Source organism: Peribacillus sp. NPDC101481 (assembly GCF_044767165.1).
Taxonomy (GTDB): domain Bacteria; phylum Bacillota; class Bacilli; order Bacillales; family DSM-1321; genus Peribacillus.
In genome coordinates, this window is record NZ_JBIWNJ010000002.1 from 526,263 (window position 1) to 545,725 (window position 19,463).

Annotated in this window: 23 protein-coding genes; 14 read left to right on the top strand and 9 right to left on the bottom strand. The window is 40.4% G+C overall.

All coding sequences use genetic code 11. From position 1 onward, the window contains the following. Positions 1-201: 201 nt before the first annotated feature. Positions 202-1,818 (top strand): long-chain fatty acid--CoA ligase, encoded by a 1,617-nt coding sequence (locus ACIROD_RS12525; protein ID WP_402941219.1) that lies wholly within the window; start codon positions 202-204, stop codon positions 1,816-1,818. A 92-nt stretch (positions 1,819-1,910) separates the two neighbouring features. Beyond that, positions 1,911-2,708 (top strand): enoyl-CoA hydratase, encoded by a 798-nt coding sequence (locus ACIROD_RS12530; protein WP_101224194.1) that lies wholly within the window; start codon positions 1,911-1,913, stop codon positions 2,706-2,708. 96 nt (positions 2,709-2,804) lie between these two features. On the opposite strand, the gene ACIROD_RS12535 is transcribed toward ACIROD_RS12530, so the two are convergent. Next, the gene (locus ACIROD_RS12535) at positions 2,805-2,993 is read right to left on the bottom strand and encodes a YhzD family protein (RefSeq protein ID WP_034314725.1); all 189 of its coding nucleotides are present in this window, start codon (positions 2,991-2,993) and stop codon (positions 2,805-2,807) included. 295 nt (positions 2,994-3,288) lie between these two features. Between ACIROD_RS12535 and cysK the strand changes: the two genes are divergently transcribed. The 8 genes from cysK to ACIROD_RS12575 all read left to right on the top strand — a co-directional run bounded on the left by cysK (position 3,289) and on the right by ACIROD_RS12575 (position 12,267). After that, entirely contained in the window at positions 3,289-4,212 is a 924-nt protein-coding gene (gene cysK, locus ACIROD_RS12540; RefSeq protein ID WP_101224192.1) for a cysteine synthase A, read from the top strand. Between the two features lie 179 nt (positions 4,213-4,391). Continuing rightward, a complete protein-coding gene (locus tag ACIROD_RS12545; RefSeq protein WP_402942902.1) occupies positions 4,392-5,594 on the top strand; it encodes a metallophosphoesterase family protein in 1,203 nt (400 codons plus the stop codon). Between the two features lie 21 nt (positions 5,595-5,615). Continuing rightward, a complete protein-coding gene (locus tag ACIROD_RS12550; protein WP_402941224.1) occupies positions 5,616-8,636 on the top strand; it encodes an ATP-binding protein in 3,021 nt (1,006 codons plus the stop codon). Between the two features lie 41 nt (positions 8,637-8,677). Then, positions 8,678-9,085 carry a hypothetical protein gene (locus ACIROD_RS12555; protein WP_232782974.1) on the top strand — a complete coding sequence of 136 codons (408 nt, stop codon included), beginning with the start codon at positions 8,678-8,680 and terminating at the stop codon, positions 9,083-9,085. A gap of 277 nt (positions 9,086-9,362) precedes the next feature. Continuing rightward, positions 9,363-10,187, top strand: coding sequence for an ABC transporter ATP-binding protein (locus tag ACIROD_RS12560; protein ID WP_101224188.1), 825 nt, complete (start codon positions 9,363-9,365; stop codon positions 10,185-10,187). After that, positions 10,180-10,878: a (2Fe-2S)-binding protein gene (locus tag ACIROD_RS12565; protein WP_402941229.1), complete on the top strand. Its 699-nt coding sequence runs from the start codon at positions 10,180-10,182 to the stop codon at positions 10,876-10,878. Before ACIROD_RS12560 ends, ACIROD_RS12565 begins: the two co-directional genes overlap by 8 nt. Before the next feature lie 168 nt (positions 10,879-11,046). Beyond that, positions 11,047-11,985: a 3'-5' exoribonuclease YhaM gene (gene yhaM, locus ACIROD_RS12570; protein WP_101224185.1), complete on the top strand. Its 939-nt coding sequence runs from the start codon at positions 11,047-11,049 to the stop codon at positions 11,983-11,985. Between the two features lie 99 nt (positions 11,986-12,084). Beyond that, positions 12,085-12,267, top strand: coding sequence for a sporulation YhaL family protein (locus ACIROD_RS12575; RefSeq protein ID WP_053344914.1), 183 nt, complete (start codon positions 12,085-12,087; stop codon positions 12,265-12,267). A gap of 55 nt (positions 12,268-12,322) precedes the next feature. Here ACIROD_RS12575 and ACIROD_RS12580 read toward each other — a convergent pair whose 3' ends face one another. Further along, positions 12,323-13,189, bottom strand: a complete 867-nt coding sequence (locus tag ACIROD_RS12580) for a peptidylprolyl isomerase (protein ID WP_101224184.1) — start codon at positions 13,187-13,189, stop codon at positions 12,323-12,325. 200 nt (positions 13,190-13,389) lie between these two features. On the opposite strand from ACIROD_RS12580, the gene ACIROD_RS12585 reads away from it, so the two are divergent. Both ACIROD_RS12585 and ACIROD_RS12590 read left to right on the top strand, forming a co-directional pair. Then, positions 13,390-13,473: a YjcZ family sporulation protein gene (locus tag ACIROD_RS12585; protein ID WP_083450669.1), complete on the top strand. Its 84-nt coding sequence runs from the start codon at positions 13,390-13,392 to the stop codon at positions 13,471-13,473. 185 nt (positions 13,474-13,658) lie between these two features. Then, entirely contained in the window at positions 13,659-13,742 is an 84-nt protein-coding gene (locus ACIROD_RS12590; RefSeq protein WP_061462016.1) for a YjcZ family sporulation protein, read from the top strand. A 111-nt stretch (positions 13,743-13,853) separates the two neighbouring features. Here the strand turns inward: ACIROD_RS12590 and ACIROD_RS12595 are convergent, their stop codons facing one another. Both ACIROD_RS12595 and ACIROD_RS12600 read right to left on the bottom strand, forming a co-directional pair. Then, the gene (locus ACIROD_RS12595) at positions 13,854-14,036 is read right to left on the bottom strand and encodes a hypothetical protein (RefSeq protein WP_034314696.1); all 183 of its coding nucleotides are present in this window, start codon (positions 14,034-14,036) and stop codon (positions 13,854-13,856) included. Between the two features lie 108 nt (positions 14,037-14,144). Next, entirely contained in the window at positions 14,145-14,684 is a 540-nt protein-coding gene (locus tag ACIROD_RS12600) for a DUF3267 domain-containing protein (protein ID WP_101224183.1), read from the bottom strand. A gap of 242 nt (positions 14,685-14,926) precedes the next feature. Between ACIROD_RS12600 and ACIROD_RS12605 the strand changes: the two genes are divergently transcribed. Then, complete coding sequence (locus ACIROD_RS12605) at positions 14,927-15,253, top strand: DUF1878 family protein (protein ID WP_101224182.1); 327 nt, start codon at positions 14,927-14,929, stop codon at positions 15,251-15,253. A 2-nt stretch (positions 15,254-15,255) separates the two neighbouring features. Here the strand turns inward: ACIROD_RS12605 and ACIROD_RS12610 are convergent, their stop codons facing one another. Together ACIROD_RS12610 and ACIROD_RS12615 are read right to left on the bottom strand one after the other, a co-directional pair. After that, positions 15,256-15,834, bottom strand: a complete 579-nt coding sequence (locus tag ACIROD_RS12610; RefSeq protein ID WP_034314691.1) for an HTH-type transcriptional regulator Hpr — start codon at positions 15,832-15,834, stop codon at positions 15,256-15,258. A 189-nt stretch (positions 15,835-16,023) separates the two neighbouring features. Beyond that, positions 16,024-16,386 (bottom strand): YtxH domain-containing protein, encoded by a 363-nt coding sequence (locus ACIROD_RS12615; protein WP_101224181.1) that lies wholly within the window; start codon positions 16,384-16,386, stop codon positions 16,024-16,026. Positions 16,387-16,696: 310 nt separating this feature from the next. Between ACIROD_RS12615 and yhzF the strand changes: the two genes are divergently transcribed. Next, positions 16,697-16,876: a membrane protein YhzF gene (yhzF, locus tag ACIROD_RS26215; RefSeq protein WP_101224180.1), complete on the top strand. Its 180-nt coding sequence runs from the start codon at positions 16,697-16,699 to the stop codon at positions 16,874-16,876. Positions 16,877-16,972: 96 nt separating this feature from the next. Here yhzF and ACIROD_RS12620 read toward each other — a convergent pair whose 3' ends face one another. The 3 genes from ACIROD_RS12620 to ACIROD_RS12630 all read right to left on the bottom strand — a co-directional run bounded on the left by ACIROD_RS12620 (position 16,973) and on the right by ACIROD_RS12630 (position 19,397). Further along, a complete protein-coding gene (locus tag ACIROD_RS12620) occupies positions 16,973-17,491 on the bottom strand; it encodes a tryptophan transporter (protein ID WP_076367276.1) in 519 nt (172 codons plus the stop codon). A gap of 126 nt (positions 17,492-17,617) precedes the next feature. Then, positions 17,618-18,721 (bottom strand): 3-phosphoserine/phosphohydroxythreonine transaminase, encoded by a 1,104-nt coding sequence (gene serC / locus ACIROD_RS12625; RefSeq protein WP_101224179.1) that lies wholly within the window; start codon positions 18,719-18,721, stop codon positions 17,618-17,620. Positions 18,722-18,974: 253 nt separating this feature from the next. Then, complete coding sequence (locus ACIROD_RS12630) at positions 18,975-19,397, bottom strand: HIT family protein (RefSeq protein WP_402941238.1); 423 nt, start codon at positions 19,395-19,397, stop codon at positions 18,975-18,977. Between the last annotated feature and the right edge of the window lie 66 nt (positions 19,398-19,463).

A 19,463-nucleotide genomic window follows, 5' to 3' on the forward strand; every position in this document is an offset into this window, starting at 1 on the left:
TGCCTGCAGTTTTTTATTTAAAAAACATTCCAGTCGTTTCAGAAATCAGTTCCCTTTCCGAAATCGTCAAACTGATTTAAAAATTTTATCTAGATAAACCCAAATTCAAAATAATCGTAAAAGGCACCTAGGGATAAAGGATTATTTTTTTTCTGGTCGAATATATAATGAGGATGCTTTTAATATAAGGGGGAGATTGTAATGATGGATACTCCATTGATCATGACTCAAATCATTGAGAGAGCTGAAAAATATTTTCCGAAGAAAGAGGTAGTTTCGCGTACGGATGGTGGAATTCACACATTTACATATGCAGAGATTGCTGAGCGTACAAGAAGGCTGGCCAGTAATCTTGAAAAATTCGGCATTCAAACCGGTGACCGTATTGGAACGCTTGCCTGGAACCATCATCGGCATTTAGAAGCATATTTTGCGATTCCTTGTCATGGTGCTGTCCTTCATACAATCAATATGCGTCTGTCTCCTCAACATGTTTCTTATATCGTCAATAGTGCGGAGGATCGATTATTACTGATAGACCCAGATGTCATTCCCCTCTTGGAAGCAATTAAAGATGAGTTAACGACAGTGGAAGGGTACATCATTATGACGGATAAAGAGGAGCTGCCTAAAACGACCCTTTCACCCATTTATCATTATGAAAAATTATTAGCCGAGGGGAATCCGAAACAGCCATTCATCCAAACCTTGGATGAAAATGCGCCTGCCGGCATATGTTATACTTCCGCCACGACTGGAAATCCGAAAGGTGTGGTTTATTCACATCGCGGAATTTTGCTGCATGCGATTGCACTGGGGCTTGCCGATTCCACAGCATTAAGCGAACGTGATGTAGCCCTTCCTGTCGTGCCGATGTTTCATGTAAATGCTTGGGGCATGCCTTTTGCCAGTGTTTGGTTTGGAACGAAGATGGTTTTGCCGGGACCCTATTTCACCCCAAAGATTTTGGCTGAGCTTATAGAAAAGGAGAAGGTTACAATCGCAGCAGGGGTTCCGACGATATGGCTGGGCTTATTGAAGGAGCTGGAAGAAGGCACCCATGATACGAGCAGCATTCGCACTGTTCTATGCGGAGGGTCGGCTGCTCCAAAAAGCATGATTAAAACCTTTGAACAAAAGTATGGGATACCATTCCTGCATGCCTATGGAATGACTGAAACGAGCCCGCTTGTTTTTGTTTCGAAACCAAAAAGCTATCAGGAGGACCTCCCTGAAGAAGAACTTTATGAGTTGAAGGCCAAGCAGGGCCTTGTTTCGCCAATGATAGAAATTAAAGTGGTCGGTCAGGACGGCGAAGTGAAACCAGATGGAAAAGAAATGGGCGAATTGCTGATCAGGGGTCCTTGGATAGCGAATGAGTATTTTAAGGATGAGCGGTCAGAGGATACGTTTAAAGATGGCTGGCTGTATACGGGGGATGTTGTCACGATTGATGAAGAAGGATTCGTCAAAATCGTTGACCGGACGAAAGATTTGATAAAAAGCGGCGGTGAGTGGATTTCTTCCGTAGATATAGAGAATGCATTAATGGCCCATGAAGGAATCTTTGAGGCGGCGGTAATTGCAGTGCCTCACGAAAAATGGCAGGAACGGCCGATCGCTTGTGTTGTCTTGAAGGGCGCATATAAGGGGCTAGTGTCCCAGGAAGACATCATCGAATTCTTAATGCCGCAGTTTGCAAAATGGTGGCTGCCGGATGAAGTGGTCTTTTTGGATGAAATTCCGAAAACGGGTGTTGGGAAGTTCTTGAAAAGGGCATTGCGTGATCAGCTTCAGGATAAATATATCAATAAATAATGCTGGATCTGTATAATTGTAACTTTTCCCCCTATTCTGATAATGGTGAGGGATATATAATAGAGTCATAGAACGAAAGAGGAGGAAATAAATTGAGTATTGAATCGACATCACCTGCAGGCACTGTTTTAGTCACATATTCGGACAGGACGGCCACTGTTGCAATGAACCGTCCAGAGGCCATGAATGCTTTAAATCCGAAAATGCTGCATGACTTTATTCATGCCCTGAAGGAAGTAAGTGAGAATGATGATGTGGATGTCGTCATTTTAAAAGGGAATGGGAAAGCATTTTCCGCAGGTGGTGACATTAAGATGATGCTATCGCCTGGAAAAGAAAACGCTTTCGATGAACTGATGGATGGAATCAGTGAATTGGTGACCACTCTATACTTCATGCCTAAATTGACCATCAGTGCCATTCATGGCGCAGCTGCAGGGCTTGGGTTAAGTATAGCTCTTGCAACCGATCATCTTATTGCCGATTCGGAAAGTAAGGTTGCGATGAATTTTATCGGGATTGGATTAATCCCCGATGGCGGGGGACACTTCTTCCTTGAACGCCGTCTTGGAGAAGTGGGTGCAAAAGAACTAATCTGGGAAGGTAAAGTGCTTACTGCGCTTGAAGCAAAAGAAAAGGGCCTCATTCATGAAGTGGCTGACGGAACCTTGGAACATGCGGTAGAGAAGAAAGTGCAATCATGGCTGCAAAGCCCGGTTCAGGCCATGATTAAAACGAAAAAAATTCTTAGTGAAAAAAATCGCCCGCTATTGATTAAGATCCTTGAGATTGAAAAAGCTGCCCAGATGAAAATGCGCCAAACAGCGGACCATCAAGAGGGAATAAAAGCATTCGTGGAAAAAAGGAAACCGAACTTCATCGGAAAATGAATGAAAAAGGCCGTCACGTTATTGTGACGGCCTTTTTTATATAAAGAATGTGTCTGAAACTTGATCATGTTTTAGTGATTGCGCTTCCATTTTCGATCAGCGATGAAAAAGCAATAAAGCGCCTGACGGTGATGTACAGCGATGTGTTCGATCCTGATAGTTTTTTTCCTTCAATAAATTTTGTCCCAATTCTTTAGCTTGCTCATCATTCTCGGCTGTAAATGATTCATCCAATAGTTTTTCCCCTGACGGTTCAAAAACGGTTAATTTGTATATTCTGCTCATTTCAAAAACTCCCTTATCAAAAATGTTATTGTCTTAGTAACTGTTATCAAAATTTTATCATTATCTGTCAATTTTGACTATTGTTATGTGAGGGAAATGTATTAAGACAGGGAATATTGATATGTAGCTGAATATCTTGAAAAACGATGGAAAATAACTATACCGAACTAACTTCAAAACAAAACCTATTTATACTAGAGGAATTCTCTCTTTAAAATGAAAAATCATAAATGATATAATGAACCTGAGTAAAAGTGCATCTAGGAAGTGTATGGATCGAAGGGGGATTTTTTGGATGACGGTAAAAATCGTTAATAATATCACTGAATTGATAGGAGATACACCTGTTGTAAGGATTAATCATTTAACGGCGGAGGGTGATGCTGAAGTATTTGTGAAACTTGAATATTTCAATCCGAGCCGCAGTGTAAAGGATCGGGCTGCCTTCAACTTAATTAGGCAGGCTGAACTGGACGGCATCATTCAATCCGGGGCCACGATCATAGAACCAACATCAGGTAATACAGGTATTGGGCTTGCTATGAATGCCGCGGCAAAGGGGTATCGGGCGATTATGGTCATGCCGGATAATATGTCGAAAGAAAGAATCAATATCTTAAAGGCATACGGAGCGGAAGTTGTCCTCACCCCTGCATCAGAGCGGATGCCGGGAGCCATCCGTAAAGCTGAGGAACTAGCCGCAGAAATTCCTAATAGCTTTATTCCGCAGCAATTCGAAAACCAAGCCAATCCTGATATTCACAGAGTGACGACAGCAGTCGAGATTCTGGATCAGATGGATGGTAAACTGGATGTGTTTGTCGCTACTGCTGGAACGGGAGGAACGATAACCGGTACAGGTGAAGCCTTAAAAGAACATCTGCCGGATTTAAGGGTTGTAGTTGTCGAACCTAAGGGTTCCCCAGTTCTTTCGGGCGGAAAGCCTGGTCCTCATAAGTTAGTGGGTACGAGCCCTGGATTTATCCCCAGCATCTTAAATACAGAGGTATTTGATGAAATCGTTCAAGCGGCTGATGAAGATGCGATATCCACCATGAAGGATCTGGCTTCGAAGGAAGGTATATTGATTGGACCTTCAGGAGGTGCCTCTGTCTGGACTGCCCTGCAGGAAGCCCGTCGTCTTGGAAGTGGAAAACGAGTATTATGCATTGCACCGGATAATGGTGAACGCTATTTAAGTATGGATATTTTTGAATGATGAAAAAGACCGAATGCCGTGATGAAACAATGTTCACGCCATTCGGTCTTTTTCCTGTTGAATTTGCCCATACTGCATGATGACATATTAAAATAATAATGTATGGGAAAGTATGTTCTGTTCATGTTAAAATTAAATGTGAAACGTTGATAGAAATCGAGGTGACACTATTGAGCGGTGTGAGGTTCATTCATGCGGCGGATCTCCATCTGGATAGTCCCTTTTCAGGGTTGAAGGATATGCCGTCATCTATATTAAAGGAATTAAGGGAAGCTCCTTTTAAAGCTTTTCAAACCATCATTAATGAAGCAATTTTCCTTCAGGTTGACTTTATCGTGTTATCGGGGGATTTATTTGATGGGGAGAATCGGAGTCTCCGGACACAGGTCCGCTTTCGGACAGAAATGGAAAAACTCCAGCAGCATCAGATCCCTGCCTATATCATTCATGGTAACCATGATCATCTCAGCGGCTCATGGATTACTGTGGAGCTGCCGGATAATGTCTACATATTTTCAGGGCAAACCGAAGTGAAACGGTTTGAAAAAATCGATGGGACGACTGTCCACCTTTATGGGTTCAGTTATCCGCGCCGTCACGTAAGGGAAAGAATGATCGAAACCTACATAAAAGCTGAAGGGGCCGATTATCATATAGGGCTGCTTCATGGGAATTTGGAAGGCAATTCCGAACATAGCCCATACGCCCCTTTTTCATTGAAGGAACTAGCTGCCAAAGATTTCGATTACTGGGCATTAGGCCATATTCATAAGCATCAGGTAGTTTCAGAAGATCCGCTAGTGATATACCCAGGAAATATTCAAGGCAGGAACAGAAAGGAGTCTGGCGTTAAAGGGTGCCTGCTCGTCGAATTCGACGGGGACATGAAGCGTCATTCCTTTATTGAAACTTCTGAAGTGATATGGGAAAGCGAAACAATTGAAATAACCGCGGATGGTGGATTTGATGCCCTGTTCAAGCAATGCAGGGAAGTAATTGAACGGAAGGGCTTCGATGGGAGAAGCTTTCTTTTGGAATTGAAGCTGGATGCAGGTGACGCAGCAGGAGCTTCCGGGGAATATCTTGAAGAATTGACCCGGATCTTGCAGGAAGAGGACCAGGGGGAATCGTTTGTCTGGGTGTATAAAATCAAAATCATCCAATCGATGCCGATGATTAAGTCAAATGAAACATTATTGCCATTTATGGCTGAGGTATCAATGCTTGCATCTGAATTTGATGATACGGATGCTGCTCTGGCCCCGCTTTATATTCATCCGGGTGCAAGAAGGTTTCTTGATACAATAGAGCCAAAGGAGCAGAGGGAACTTGTGGATGAAGCGGAAAGATGGCTATTGCAAGTTTTTGATGCGAATAAATGAGTGTAGGGAGGAGGAACGGATTTGATTATTAAAGACCTCCATGTTTATGGTTACGGCAAACTGGAAAATCAACGTTTTCTTGAATTGGGACAGCTGCAGATTTTCTTTGGGGAAAATGAATCGGGCAAGTCAACCATCATGTCCTTCATTCATAGTATGCTGTTTGGTTTTCCGACAAAGGTTCAAAACGAACCGCGTTACGAGCCCAAAATGCATGCCAAATATGGGGGAAGGCTCAGTCTCATAACAAAAAAAGATGGGGAAATCGTTATTGAACGTGTGAAGGGAAAAGCTACTGGCGATGTAAAATTGACCTTCGAGGATGGAAGGGTCGGCGGCGAGGAAGAATTGAATGAGGTTCTCCATGGAGTTGATAAAAACTATTACCAAGCCATTTTTTCTTTCGACCTTCAAGGGCTGCAGGGATTACATACACTAAGTGAAGGGACCATGAGTAAATATCTGCTTTCAGCTGGGCTGATCGGGAATGATAAACTTCTTGAAGCCGAAACGAAATTGCAAAAAGAGCTCGATTCGAGGTTCAAGCCATCAGGCCAAAAACCTTTACTGAATGTGAGATTGAAAGAACTTAAGGAATTGCAGAAAAAGGTGAAAGCATCAGAAGAAGAACAGCAGTCGTATACGGCATTACTTCAGGAGGAAGCAAAACTTAAGGAGGAGCTCTACAAAGTCACGGAAGATATTCAAGAGATAGAAGAAAACCTTGTTAACGTGAGTACTTTTTTGCGAATTAAACCATTGGTTGAAGAACAGGGGGAACTTGAGGCCGAAATAAGTAAAATTCCGGATGTGAGTTTTCCTGTTGATGGCTTAAAAAGACTTGAACAGCTACAGGCAGTTGGAATGCCCATGAAAGCCCAACTTGCGGCATTGACTGAGAAAAAGGACAAACTTGAGGGGAAACTCACGGAAATCGAAATCAATCCGTTCATCAAGGAGCATAAAGAGCAAATTGAACATGCAATCGATCAAGGAACATTGCTGGAGAAGCTCGAGCTGGATATGAGAAAAGCGGAACACGAAAGGCTGTTGGAAGAAAAGAATATCGAAAAGGTGAAGCAGGAATTATTCTTGGATGTTTCTGATGATGAAATAAGAAAACTGGATATCAGTACATTCATGAAGGAAAAGGTGAAAAGGGCTGAGAGGGAAAAGCATCAACTCCAAAATGATAAAAAGCAGCTTGATGAGAAATATGAACTGCAAAAGGGAAGTTTGGAAACGACAGAAGCCCGCTTGAAGGAGATAAAGGCCCAGTTAATGCCAGATGAAAAAAGAATCGAGCTGGAGTCCATATACAACAAGCAGAATAACATTGAATTTGAAGCAGCACAATCGCTAATACTTGATGAACAAATACTTGAACTTGAAAAGCAATTGGCATTACAGAGGAAGAAGGAAGCGGATAATCGCAAACGTTCACATATCATGAATGGCAGTTTAATAGCACTTCTTTGTTTAGGTGCTATTGGAAGTTATTTCAGTGAACAGATTTTGTTGGGGATGATACTACTAGCCGTGGCTGTTCTGTTTGCGGTTTCCAGGTATCTTTTTAAAGGTGTTGATGTATTGTCCGGGTATATCAGGCAATTGGATGAGATGAAAAGGAAAAGGGCAGCAATTGGGAGTGAGACCAATAGGGGGAGTGAAGGAGAGTCGATGGGTCGGCTGCTTGAAATGGACCAACGTCTCCAAAGGCGTTTTGAAAGTGAAAGTTTCAAATATGAAGAAAGGGAGGAAGCGTTTGAATCGACCATTCAGGAGTATGCCGATTGGGAAGCTAGAAGGGACCGGTTGGATAAAGAATTGAGGAGCATCTTAAGTGGTTGGGGTCTGTCTTATTCCGGAATGGAAATCAATCTTGAATCTGTATTTGAACTTCTTGAGAAATGGAAGGAAGCCGTTGATAGGAAATATGAATCAATCAAGAGGCATAATTTTCTGCAGGCAGAATTTGAGGGTAAATCAAAGGCTTTATTTCATTTTGCACACAGCCTTGATTTTGAACCATCCACATGGCGGGAAGCGATTGGCCTATTGAAGCGGGAATTGAATAAAGCGGTTGAATTCTCGGTTCAACTAACGCAATGGATGCAGGAACGAAGTCGTTTGACGAACGAAATCGAGCAGCTGACGATGGAAAATGGCTATCTTGATGCAGAAATGGAAATGCTTTTTAAGTTAGCGAAGGCCAAGGACGAGGAAGAATTCAGGCATGACGCCGCATTGTCCGAAAAGAAAATCACTTTACACAAACAGCTTGATTTGATTGCCATTCAAATTGGGCAATCCAGAATGCTGCCTGATCAAATCCGAACTTACTTAAAACAGGAGATCAATACTTATACATTTGAAAATTTGGAACGGAAGCGGAAGGATTCTGTAAAGGTGAAATCCCACTTATTAGAGAAGCGGGCGGATGCGAGGCATAAGATAAAACAGCTTGAAGTTTCGGGGATTTATGATGATTTACTTCATCGTTTTCATGAAGAAAAAGCTGCTTTTAACGAAGAGGCGAAGGAATGGGCGAAATTGGCAATAGCCAAAAGCTTATTGAATAAAACATTGGACCGATATAAAAGGGAACGCCTACCTAAGGTCATCGCTGATGCCGAGCGGCACTTTTCCTTTTTAACGAATGGGAGCTATCGTAAGATCATACTTGATCAGTCGGGTGAAGGAATTTGGGTACAGCGCAATGATGGTTTGAGTTTCAGGGTTGAAGAGGTCAGTCGCGGGACAGCAGAGCAAATTTATGTTTCCCTAAGGCTTGCACTTGCTGACCATACTTTTGAAAATGATTCATTCCCTCTCATCATTGATGATAGTTTCGTCAATTTTGATGCGGAAAGGACAAAACGGATGCTCGAGTTATTGAAAAAAATTTCGGAAAAGCGGCAAATTTTATTTTTTACTTGTCACCGATATATAATGGAGCACTTTAGCGAAAATCAAGTGATCCGTCTATCCAGCCCCGTATTGCGCCAGGATATGAATGATTTGATCATCCCTGAAATATAATGGGTTTTAAACTATAGATAAAGAGAGTGAAGTCATTGAATATGAATGAGTTTGTAAGCCACCATGATTCTTCTTTGAAGTTAATCATCGAAAAGGAGTTTCCTGGTAAACGGTGTGTTGGGGGAAAATATTCCGCCAAAGGACATAGCATCACTTTATATGAGAGAGATATCGAAATTCAGTGTGAGCGCTCCCTAGGCTCGCTTGCAAGGCTTGAGGAATATACATGGGTGATCCTTACACATGAGATGGGCCACGCATCAGACCCTGATCTCGCTGTGCTTAGTGAGGAGCTACACAGTACAGGAAAATCAGAAATCCTTTATCAAATAGAGGTCAATGCATGGAATATTGCAGAAGGATTAATTCCTTTTATCGATCAGGATTTATTTACCTTCATTAGGGATGAATCCTTGGCACATTGTACAAATCGCCTGCTGGTAGGTTAAAAAGCTCTCCATATGGAGGGCTTTTTTTTTCCCTAAATGGAGAAGAGGCTAGTCCAGCGGAGAAGCACGCACTGATGAATCGGGAAGCTACATGCATGGTATGGGAAAATGGCATTAATGTTTCCAAAGGAAGCTTCATATCTTTAAAAGAGCATTCACTTTAATGAATCAAACAGGAATGGGACATGGAGTTTTTGGTTTATATTCTTTTTTAAGATTGACAGTGAGAATCATTTTCATTAAACTGGTATTATTAGACTAAAAGGGGAGTATTTTAATGCGACCAGCTATTAACACACAGTCTTTATCGCTCGGTTATGGTGATAAATTAATTATAAATGATATGAATATAGAAATACCCAAAGGGGAAATCACCGTATTCATCGGTGCTAATGGATGTGGAAAATCAACACTTCTAAGGTCTGTTGCCCGATTGTTAAAACCTCAATCCGGATCAGTTTTGCTCGAAGGCAAAGCGATTTCGACCATGTCATCGAAGGATGTAGCAAGAAAGATGGCGATTCTTCCACAATCCCCGGTTGCCCCTGAAGGGCTTACAGTATATCAGCTTGTTAAACAAGGAAGATATCCTTATCAAAGTTGGTTGAAACAGTGGAGTTCCGTGGATGAAGAAAAAGTTCAAAAGGCGATCGAAGCAACGAACCTGACCGATTTAAAGGATCAGGCAGTCGATGAATTATCGGGAGGCCAGAAGCAACGGGCATGGATAGCCATGACGCTGGCTCAGGATACGGACATCATATTATTGGATGAGCCGACTACATATCTTGATATGACCCATCAAATCGAGATTTTGGACTTATTGTTCGACTTGAATGAGTTTGAGAACAGAACGATCGTGATGGTGCTTCATGATTTGAATTTAGCTTGCCGTTATGCGGATAATCTGGTGGCACTTAAAGATGGGGCGATACACGCTCAAGGCCGGCCAGAGGATATCATCACCCCTGAATTGGTACAGCATGTATTCAGCATGGACTGCCAAATATCCTTTGATCCAATTTTCGGCAGTCCCATGTGCGTCCCGTTTGGTAAAGGCCGCTACGCCCAAAGTCAGGTAAAAGCGCTGGCCAATGCATAAACTCACACCATCCATGGAAAAAGAGCTGCAAGGATATCGCATATCCTTCCGAGATGAGGCCAAAGTTTCCAAGACCTTCAATCATGCAGATGAACTTATTCAGTATGCACAAGCCCAGACTGGGGCGGAAGCGTCAGGGGTAGCCATTTCAATGTGGTTCAGACGCTATGCTTTTTTTGTCACGGCACAATTTTACATGTTAAGCAAACATCGGCTTATCTGGGAAGGCAGACTTCTGGATATTGGTGTTTTGGATGATCAGGAAGATGAACATTGGCTCCCGAACTTTTTACTGAAAACTAACAGTTGGAGCAATGTCTCGGAAAAGGAAAGCCCTTCTGCCCTCCATTCCATATTGAGCAGCTTTGGTGCTGATGCCATTCGCTTCTTTTCCGGAACTGCTAAAATATCAAAACTAGTACTCTGGGAAAATATTTGGAGCTATACGGTATGGATGTATAGTGAGTTATTGAAGCAGACTGATATAAAGACGCGAGTTGAAAAGGACATTGAAAAACTGCTTGAAGATGAAGTATGGCTGAATATTGAACCGCGTTCCCCCTTTAAACGATTCATTGGGGAAAAAAGTGTTCCGGAGTCCATGAATCCTTATAAACGGGTGACATGCTGTTTATATTACCGAATTGACGGCCAGGACAAGTGCGCGTATTGTCCGAACAAAAACTGTTGAAATAGATTTGATTGGAGAGCCAGGCTTGGGGTCAAGCCTGGTTTTTTTGTGGAGTGATAAGAGGGAAGGTCAGCCTGTCCATTGTCCATCACTTATTATCGAAAACTAAACGCATTAACGAGATTGGTATGTTATAATGTTGATATTTAATTGAACGGAGGCAGTCGCATGGGAAATGGGATCATACACTACGGAATTGGTGAAGTAGTAGACATATATATGTACATTAAAACGAGCACAAAAGCGGTGGCAAGTAATGGAAAGCCGTTTTTAACATTGATTTTGTGCGATAAAACCGGGGAGATCGAGGCAAAGCTATGGGATGTTTCCGAGGTTGATGAGAAAACATACAGTGCGGAAGCTACGGTGAAAGTTCAAGGGGAAGTCCAGAATTATCGAGGACGCAGCCAATTGAAAATCCGTAACATTAGAATTACTTCAGATACTGATGGGGTCACGAAAGCCGATTTAATTCAAACGGCGCCTTTAAGTCAGGAAGAAATGATGGAAACCATCACTCAATTCATTTTTGAAATGAGGAATCCGAATATCCAAAGGGTGACTAGGCACCTCATTAAAAAATATCAGAATGAATTCCTGACGTTTCCTGCTGCTACCAAGAACCATCATGAGTATATGTCGGGACTGGCCTATCACGTTGTATCGATGCTAGGGTTGGCTAAGGCCATTTCAACCCTATATCCTTCGCTCAATAAGGATCTTTTGTATGCAGGAGTCATTCTGCATGACCTTGGAAAGGTACATGAGCTATCTGGACCTGTTTCGACTGTTTATACAGTGGAAGGGAACTTGTTAGGGCACATCACCATCATGGTGAATGAAGTCGGTAAAGCTGCAGAGGAATTGGGCATTGAAGCGGAAGAAATCATGATTCTTAAGCACCTGATACTAAGCCACCATGGTAAAGCTGAGTGGGGCAGTCCCAAGCCGCCAATGGTTAGGGAAGCGGAAGTGCTGCATTATATTGATAATATGGATGCCAAGATAAATATGATGGACCGGGCCTTGGAAAAAGTGAAACCGGGTGAATTTACGGAAAGAGTTTTCGCACTCGATAATCGTTCATTCTATAAACCAACATTTTAATGAAATATGCTTCTTTCTCGATGGAGAAAGAAGCATATTTTATTTGTTCGCGCATATTCTCTAGTAAATGAATAGTAGATTTTTGGGGAGGGAATGGACATGCCAATTTGGATCTGGTTCGTGTTTATTGGGATAATCGTCAGTGCAGTCATGTCAATTTGGACAGCTAGGCAGGAACGCCTCATAGATGATGCTTGGATTGAGAAGGAAGGTCAGAAGTACATTGAACGCATGGAAGAAGAGCGCGAGAGGCGTAAAAAGGATATAAATCAGGGAGCATAGCTCGAACCATGATAAAAAAGCGACAGGCAAAGTCCTGTCGCTTTTTACTATTCAATTATTTTTCAGCATTGGCTGCGTCACCGGAAGTGATTGCATCTTTTAGATCTTCGTCTTTAATCTTCACGTCCGCTTTTTTGACTTCTGAATTCAAAATGTCCTGAACTTTAGTTTGGTCAATTTGAGCGACTTTCAAATCATATTCAAGATCTTTTTTCATATCTTCGTATGATTCTTTTTCTTTTGTATCAAGAAGTTGGATGATGTGGTAGCCATAATCGGATTTAATCGGCTTGCTGATTTCATCTTTCTTCATTTTGTAAGCTTGCTCTTCAAATGCAGGAACCATTTCACCTTGTCCGAACCAGCCTAGCTCCCCGCCTTTTTCAGCTGTGCCTGTGTCTGTTGAATATTCTTTTGCAAGTTTAGCGAAGTCTTCGCCTTTGTCCAATTTAGCTTTAACTTCGTTGGCTGTTTTTTGGTCTTCCACTAGAATATGTCTCGCTTTGATTTGCGGTTTATAGTCTTCATAAGCTTTTTTCACATCAGCTTCTTTAACTTTTATATCGGCAACGGCTGCTTTTTCTTGAAGCATGCCGATTTTAAGTGCACGTTTAAGATCATCTTCGCTCTTATATCCGGAAGAGGCAAGGGCCGTTTCGAAGTTTTCACCCATTTGCTCTTTAAGTTCGTCCGTTTTAGCTTTAACTTCTTTATCCGTTACTGTATATTTTTCAGAAAGAACTTTTTCATAAACAAGTTCTTGAAGAACGGTTTCACCATAACGGTCTTTCATTACATTGTAAAATTCTTCTTTAGTTATATCCCCCGCTTTAGTTTCAACGACTGCTTCCTTGTCGCTGTTGCATGCTGTAAGTCCGATCAGCCCTGCAGTAACAGCAATCGATAATGCCCACTTCTTCATAAAAACAACTCCTAGTTATAAGTTTCTTGTTTGCTATTTTTTCGTATTTCCACAAAATTAACTATAACATATTCTGGTTACTTTACAAAAAATAATATATTGGTGCATGAATAAGAATTTTTTGAAAAATGGGTGTTCGCCTACCCAGATATTAATCCATTACATATGATAAATCGAGGACAACAAAAGGGGGTAGCATAATGGGTAATGGATTTAACGGGGGCTTCGCTTTGTTAGTGGTGTTATTCATTTTATTAATAATTGTAGGAGCAGCCTTTTGCTAATCGGCTGCAAAATTAATAATGGAAAGAGCCCACTCCTTTTGCCATGGAGTTGAATAGGATAGGGTAGCCGCTCAACAAAAAAGATTGAAGTGATTCTCAAGCTAGGAAAGGAATGGATTCCTTTTGGCGGATATAAGAGTGTGCATGAAGATACTATTACTTAAGAATGGAAAGGAGGAAGATCAATGTCTGGAGGAATAGGTGGAGGCTTTGCTCTAATTGTCGTTCTTTTCATCCTGTTAATCATCATTGGAGCTTCTTGGTTATAAGCCCATAAACAAAAGGCGAAGCTGTTGCTTCGCCCTTTTTCTTTATGTGGATAATGCTCCGGGTATCACCAATGTATGTAACAAATGATGGTCATCATTTGTTGCTCATCTCTACGTATACAAAATTTCAATATAGGAGGATAATAACATAATAGTAATTAATACATTAATGGTCCTGAATACTTTAGGCTGCCGGTCTTCAGCAATTTCCTTTTGAATGCATAAAGAGTTTGTCATTCTATTAATATTATAAAGGATCAAAATAGCAAAAATAATAAACCAGAACGAGATCAAAACCTAAAATCCCTCCTTGCAAAACATCATGTATAAATACGATACCAAATTATAATGAAAAAAGATACCTAAAAATCTTATCAGGTATCTTTATGGATAAATAAGAAATCACTTTTGAATAAGTATATCGTATCCTTCGAGATGTTCCTCGATAAAAGAATGCCTTGGGGAACCAACCAGATTTTTTATATAAATAAAATCCGATACGCATAATCCGGTGTGCAGAGATAATAAAATAGTGAAATAATGGATGTAATGCGGAAAGCTAAGGGCACAACCAATCAATATGACCGACATAATGAAGAAAGGCAACACAAGGGTCAAGAGATAAAGATGCTTTCGAATCGGATCATGCACATTGACTCTGCATGTAAGCACAACGTTCCACTTCAAGGACCAAGAAGTTTTTACTTTTTTACATAATAATCGTAACGGTAAATAGTGTAATAGTTTGTGAACAGGATATAATAAGAGCAATAGGCTAAAAAATACCATTGTTTGATCGCCATACAAAATAACATGGGTTGAAAAGACACTAAATAATGTATAGATCAGAACAAAAGACATCAATATAGTAAAAACTGAAAAAAAGAGCAGACGGCAATTCCCATATTGTTTTGCCACGTCAATTGTTTTCCACGAATTCATTTCGAAATCAGCCCTCCAAAGCTGTTGAATTTACTTACATACATTACGATGAATGGGTGGAAAAAGCAATGAAATTCTTGGATTAAATTTAAGATAAAATCACTTTAGTGTGTAAGCATGGCTAAGGGCAATTCAGGCCAGGTTCTGAACCAGGGATAAGTAGGATTACTGAGTGTGAAGAATCAAAAATTGGTTATAAGCTTTTATGTTAAATTGAATGATCGATTGGGGATTAGTGATGTATGAAAAATATAAATGAAGAAATAGAAATACTCCGTTTTCATCAACGGCTTTTGTTGAACCTTATACGCAATCCGGAGGCCAAGTTGGACTATCTATTTGTGGAAAAAAATTTCACGAAGAAGGAAGCGGAAGAATTATTGGAAACATGTGATATCTTGAGCAAACGCTATGAAATAGAAAAAGCGGAAGGGTATATGAACTTTCGACCGCTTTTTAATCAATTTGAAAGAAAGGTTAATCCAAAAATAACCACAAAGGAATGCATTGATGCATGCCTCGCACAGGGGTTATATGTATCATTCATGAAGGAAATGGATAGAGTATGAGATTAAACTGGCTCAGTTTCTTTCTCTATCTTTTTTTTTGTGATTTTACCCTCCACGTCAGTAAACTCCTGATCGATGTTATCGAAGGATCGTTCAAAGATTTGCATGAAGTCTTCACCGTATATATTTCGGATGATGGCCATCATTTCAATCATATCCGGAAACTTGCCATAAAGCTCACGCAGTGGGAGTGCACCCGAGAAAGCAGAGTTCTTACTTGGGTCATATGTCTCCATTAAGTCAAGTAGGATTTTTTCACCTTCCGCTGTGATCTCTATATAGGTATTCCTTTTGTCATTTTCTTTTTTTGAAAATGTTAAGTACCCGCGTTCCTCTAATTTTTTTGAAAAATTAAATGCCGTAGAAACATGCATGACCCCAAATTTTGCAACATCTGAAATGGAAGAGCCATTAAGATGGTAGGCAATCCAAAGGATATGGTGCTCATTGATATTTAAATCATAGGGCTTGATCCATTGCTGCCAATCTTTTTCAATTGATTTCCATAATGCTTTGCTTAATTGTGCAATTCGTTGACTAAAAATCATTGCTTCTTTCATAGAATAATTTTTATTCTGCATATTATGGGCTCACCTACTTATAAGATTCTATATATTTATTATGACAATAAAATAAAAATTAATAAAGATAAATATTTGCAAAATTTTTAGAAAATTTTAGTTTTTTAATGAATTCTCCATTCTTCTCCAATAAACCATGTAATTTATTGGGAAAAATGGAGAATCAAGCTTGTGTGTCGATGCCAGCTATTAATTTTTAGAAGTAGGTGCTGCCGCTTCCAATTCTTTCAATGAATTTTCAATTTCCTGAACGTTCTTCAATAATTCATTCTTATTGGGCTCGATTTCCCGCTTCCAGCTCTCGATGACGACCTGAACATCCGAAATGAACGTTTTTACCGTTTCTTTGCTGATTTGTGAAGCTTCCATCGTGTCATCTTTAATATTTAGCATTTTTACCTTTAACTCATCAATTGTATTCTTAATTTCGTCGGTATTCGTTTTGATGCGGGTCCGTAGGTCTTTACCTGAACTCGGTGTTGAAAGTAAGGTTGCCGCACCAGCTACTACTGTTCCGGTCAAAAAGCCAATTAGTAATGATTTTGCTTTCATTAGGATCACCTCATTTTATAATATGTTTTCGCTTTCCATGGTCTGAATCCCTGCTGCATCAATTGGAAATTATGATAAATAGGGAGAGAAATACTATTGATATCAAAATACCATAATTTTCATCCTTATGGAAGAGAATCGACCATTTTATCTTTATATCACAAAAATATTTTTTTAAACTTAGAGAGTAAATATATAATATTTAAAAATAACTTGAAGCTTTATTAATAATGCTACATATAAAGGGAAGAGCAGCATATAGATAATAAAAACAAGCTGTCGGAACATGGATGGCACTGGTGGGTTAATAATGAAAATCATTTTTTTATTAGGCCTGATATGCCTGTGCGGAATGGGGTATTTTCTAAGGCAAGCAAAAACTCCTGGCATCTATCCGCCCAAGAGGGTGCTCCAGGCTAGAGCCTTCGCTATGGGTCTCCCTGGGGCTTTACTGCTTTTCATTTGGTTTATGTGGATATTGATTCATTGATCATTGGAGGATGATTGTGACTAGAATTCCAGATTCATAAGATTGGAAAAAAAGCACCGGACATTCCGGTGCTTTTTAAGGTATGATGATCCCGCTTTATGCATTAATGGGTATATTTGATTTTCTAACGATGCCGTTCACAATTGGATAAATGATGACCATCGCAACTGTATTTAACAGTACGGCAGGAAGTACAACAGCGCCGAAAAGTGCAACGAAAGGCCCTGGAAGGGAAACGATATAATAAGCCGAACCAAGGAAGACAGCGCCGGAAATCATTGTTCCTACGGCAGTCAAGATACTAACGGTGACAACGGATGTTGAAAACTTCTTAAGACTGATGAATAAAAGGTAAAACAGAAAGGCTGTTGCCAATTTGTCTATGATATTTGGAATCTGTCCTCCAGGAAATGTAGTTGTCATGGCAGAGATGGCTCCAGCAGCCAGGGCGACAATGAATACATTCTTCTTCGCGGGAAACAGGGTAATCGCCAAAAACATCATCAACAGCATCATATCCGGTTTCATTCCAAGGAAGAATCCAGGTACGATAAAATGCAGGGCAGCCCCAATCCCGATTAATAGGGACAGTGACACAAGGGTTTTCGTTTTCATTTACTCATCTCTCCTATTCTCATCTCAACTAACATTTTTTCTTCAACAATGCACTATTGCCTGTTGCAAGAAGTTTAACATAGTATATCATAAGACCTATTTTTTTAGAAGTCATATTTGTTTGATTTATAGGGTTTGAGCTTCCTTCGCTTTATACGACTCCTGGAACTTCTTCATGAAATCAGCAAGGTCCTGGCAATGGGATAGAGGGACCGCATTATAGATGGAAGCTCTGCAGCCACCGATGGAACGGTGACCATTCAGTCCTACGAATCCAGCTTGCTTCACTTCTTTAAGGAATTGTGCTTCAGCTTCTTCTGACGGAAGCGTGAACGTTACATTCATCAATGAACGGCTGTCCGGTAGGGCATGGCCTTTATAAAAACCATCACTGCCGTCAATGGCATCGTAAATGACTTTTGCTTTTTCTTCATTGATCTCAGCAATCTTTTCCACGCCGCCCTGTTCTTTTGCCCAATCCAACACAAGGGACAATAAGTAAATGGCCAATGTCGGAGGAGTGTTGTATAAAGATTTATTTTTTGAATGGATAGAATAGTTCATCATGGACGGGATTTTGTCATTATCCGTTATTAAGTCTTTACGGATGATTACGACAGTGATTCCAGACGGACCTAGATTCTTTTGTGCACCTGCATAGATGATGCCGAATTTACTAATATCAATCTTTTTGCTGAGAATATCACTTGACATATCGGCTACTAAAGGAATGTTGCCTGTTTCCGGGAAATCTTTCCACTGTGTTCCGTAAATCGTATTATTGCTTGTGATATGAAGATATGCAGCATCATCATTCAATTTGATATCTTCGACTTTAGGGATGAACGTATATTTTTCATCTTTGGATGAAGCGACTACGGCCGTTTCACCAACCTTTTTGGCTTCTTTTAATGCTTTTTCCGACCAAGAACCAGTGAGGACATAATCTGCCCTTTTTCCATCATTCAAAATGTTCATGGGAATCATGGAGAATTGCAGACTTGCTCCTCCTTGCAGCAGGAGAACTTCATAATTCTCAGGAATTTCCATAAGGTCTTTTAATGATTGGATGGCATGGTTATGAATTTTTTCGAATTCCGAACTTCTATGGCTTAATTCCATGACGGACATACCGGAATCCTCAATATTCAACCATTCGTTTTGGGCTCTTTGTAAAACTTCTAAGGGAAGGGCGGCTGGCCCAGCGTTAAAATTGCGTGCACGTTTCAATTTTTTTCCTCCTATGCGACTATGTGATAAAGTATTTGAGACTATTCATATATCCTACCAGAAAACTAAATTCAATAGGAGGAAAATTTAGAATTTTAAGTGACAATCCATTTTAATGATAGGCCAAAGTAAAAAAAGGTCCTGCACTTTAAAGTGAGGACCAAATTAGGATCATTGTTTTTTCATGCAACAAGCGTCGATTCTTTTAAAAAGATATTAAGAAAGGATAAAGAAACCTTCATGTGCCAGCAGTTCATTTTAAATGCTGTGCAATGGAGTCAGCGATTTGTTTCAGGTCATCTGGTGTATAGTCGCTGGTATTCGTTTTCCAAACTGCCCCAAAGCCGTCACCTTCCCCATGTCGTGGAATTAAATGCATGTGAAAATGGAAAACGGACTGTCCTGCAGCTTCCCCGTTATTGTTTAAAAGGTTCAGGCCTACAGGTTGGAATTCCTGTTTCATGGCGCGGACAATTTCCGGTACCACTTCAAAAAGATTCTTGGCAATCTCAGGTGTCAACTCATAAAGATTTTCCTTATGTACTTTAGGTATTACCAGTGTATGGCCTTTTGTTACTTGACTGATATCGAGAAAGGCCAATACATGTTCATTTTCAAAAACTTTACTGCTTGGAATTTCCCCGTCGATTATTTTGCAAAATATGCAATCACTCATTAAAAACGCTCCTTTAAAAGTTAATGTATTTGGTTAATCGTACCATAGCTTGAATCCTTGAGAAAA